This window comes from Streptomyces sp. NPDC054863, assembly GCF_053610825.1.
Genome location: NZ_JBSGZD010000519.1, coordinates 1 through 2,457 on the forward strand (window position 1 = coordinate 1; position 2,457 = coordinate 2,457).

Annotated in this window: 1 protein-coding gene and 1 pseudogene; both read left to right on the forward strand. The window is 68.1% G+C overall.

What is annotated here, in order from left to right; all coding sequences use genetic code 11:
- A pseudogene (locus ACWGIG_RS38480) lies at nucleotides 1-1,162 on the forward strand (TerD family protein); the annotation flags it as partial.
- Between the two features lie 276 nt (nucleotides 1,163-1,438).
- Complete coding sequence (locus ACWGIG_RS38485; RefSeq protein WP_453326379.1) at nucleotides 1,439-2,419, forward strand: TerC family protein; 981 nt, start codon at nucleotides 1,439-1,441, stop codon at nucleotides 2,417-2,419.
- Nucleotides 2,420-2,457 lie beyond the last annotated feature (38 nt).

Here is a 2,457-nt window from a genome sequence, read left to right on the forward strand (position 1 = left end):
GGCCCGGCCGGACGAGCCCGGCCGGCCCCCGCTCCCCGTGGCGGGCGACGCCTCCGGCTGGTCCATGGAGGAGCGGCTGTACAACCAGGTCTGGGGCATGTTCGAGGACCTGGCCCGCAGTGCCGCCGCCTACCGCAGCGCCGTCGACTTCGCCGAGTCCCGCATGGAGCAGGAGCTCGACAAGGTCCTCTCCGACCCCCGCAGCCGCATCGGCACCACCGGCGACCTGGCCCGGCAGAGCGCCCGCGCGAAGCGGGACGCCCTCGTCGAACAGGCCCGCGCCGTCCTGGACCGCGACGTGGCCCAGCTCGTCACCGAGTCCGAGGTCGTCGAGCCCGCCCTGCCAGCCTCCTTCGCCCGCTGGAACACCCCCGCCTGGCACGCCTACCGGGTTCCCATGGAGGTCCCGATGGCGCTGCGCATCGGCGATCTGCACCTCCCGGAGCGCCCCGACCTGCACATCCCGCTGCTCGTCCGGCTGCCGCTGGAACGCGGTCTGTGGATCGACGCCGGAAGGACCGGTTCCGAGGCCGCGATGATGATGGACACCGACGAGCTGCGCCGCCTGTCCATGGACACCGCCGTCGTGCACGCCGCGCGGCTGCTCGGGGCGTACCCGGCGGGCGAGTTCACGGTGCACGTCATCGACCCCGCGGGTTCCGCGTCCGCCGCGCTCGCCCCGCTGGTCAAGTCCGGCGTGCTGGACTCGCCGCCCGCGCTGGGGGCCCAGGGCGTCGCCTCCGTACTGGCGAAGCTGACCGAGCGGGTGGACCTCGTACAGATGGCGATCAGGGCCGGTGCGTCCGACGCGCTGCCACCGCACCTGGACACCGCCGAGCAGCTGCTGATCGTCAACGACTTCCCGCACGGCTTCGACGACCGCGCCGTCACCCAGCTGCGCTACCTCGCCGACGAGGGACCCTCCGTCGGCGTCCACCTCATGATGGTGGCCGACCGGGAGGACGCCAGCGCGTACGGACCGGTGCTCGATCCGCTGTGGCGTTCGCTGCTGCGGCTCACGCCGGTGCCCGACGCGCACCTCGCCGACCCGTGGGTGGGCCATGCCTGGACGTACGAACCGCTGCTCGCGCCGCCCGCGGGGCAGGTGCTGTGGAATGTGCTCAGCCAGGTGGCGGCGGCTCGCAGGGCCCTCGGCCGGTAGTACCGCAGCCCTTGCCAGAGATGTGTCCTGACCTGCGTCTTTGAAGGTTGATTACCAATCCCTTTACCTTCTCTTGGGAATTCCTGTACTCTCGACACAGCGGAGGGGAGTACTCCCGGCTGCGATGTTCCCGTCAATACGGACCGCCATCGGTCCCGGGGCATCGGCCCGGCGCGCGCCAGAAGGCGGCTCGGGTGGAAGAGACCTCCGGCAGCGACGACGCTGATTTTGTTGCCGTAGCTATCTGCCGGAGGCGCAGTGGACGTTTCATTGAACATGTGGCTCTTCACCATCCTGGCCCTCGCGGCCCTGATCGGTGTGGACTTCTTCATCGGGCGCAAGCCCCACGACGTGTCGATCAAGGAAGCCGGCATCTGGACGGGTGTCTGGATCGCGCTGGCCGTGATCTTCGGCCTCGGCCTGCTGGTGTTCGGCGAGAGCCAGGCGTCCGGCGAGTTCTTCGCGGGCTTCATCACCGAGAAGTCCCTGAGCGTCGACAACCTCTTCGTCTTCGTACTGATCATGGCGAAGTTCTCGGTGCCTTCCCACCTCCAGCAGCGGGTGCTGCTGATCGGCGTACTGATCGCACTGGTCCTGCGAGCGATCTTCATCGCCGCCGGCGCCGCGGTCATCGCCAACTTCTCGTGGGTCTTCTACATCTTCGGCGCGTTCCTGATCTACACCGCCTGGAAGCTCATCCAGGAGGCACGCGCAGGGGCGGAGGAGGAGGAGTTCGAGGAGAACCGCCTGCTCAAGAAGATCGAGACCAAGTTCGGCGTCGCCGACCAGTACCACGGCACCAAGCTCTTCATCCAGAAGAACGGCAAGCGGATCCTGACGCCGCTGATGGTCGTGATGCTCGCCATCGGCATGACCGACGTGCTGTTCGCGCTGGACTCGATCCCGGCGATCTTCGGCCTCACCCAGGACCCGTACATCGTCTTCACCGCGAACGCCTTCGCGCTGATGGGTCTGCGCCAGCTGTACTTCCTGATCGGCGGCCTGCTCAAGAAGCTGGTCCACCTGAGCTACGGCCTCTCCGTCATCCTCGGCTTCATCGGCGTCAAGCTGGTGCTGCACGCCCTGCACGAGGGCGGTGTGAGCGTCCCCGAGATCTCCATTCCGTTCTCGCTCTCCGTCATCTGCGGCGTCCTGGTGATCACCACGATCACCAGCCTGATCGCCAACAAGAAGACCGAGAAGCGGGAGGCGGCCGAGGCCGCGGCGAAGTCGGACAAGTCCCCGATCGACTCCTGACCCAGTACGCCCCGGGGCGGCGGCGGACGGCACTGTGC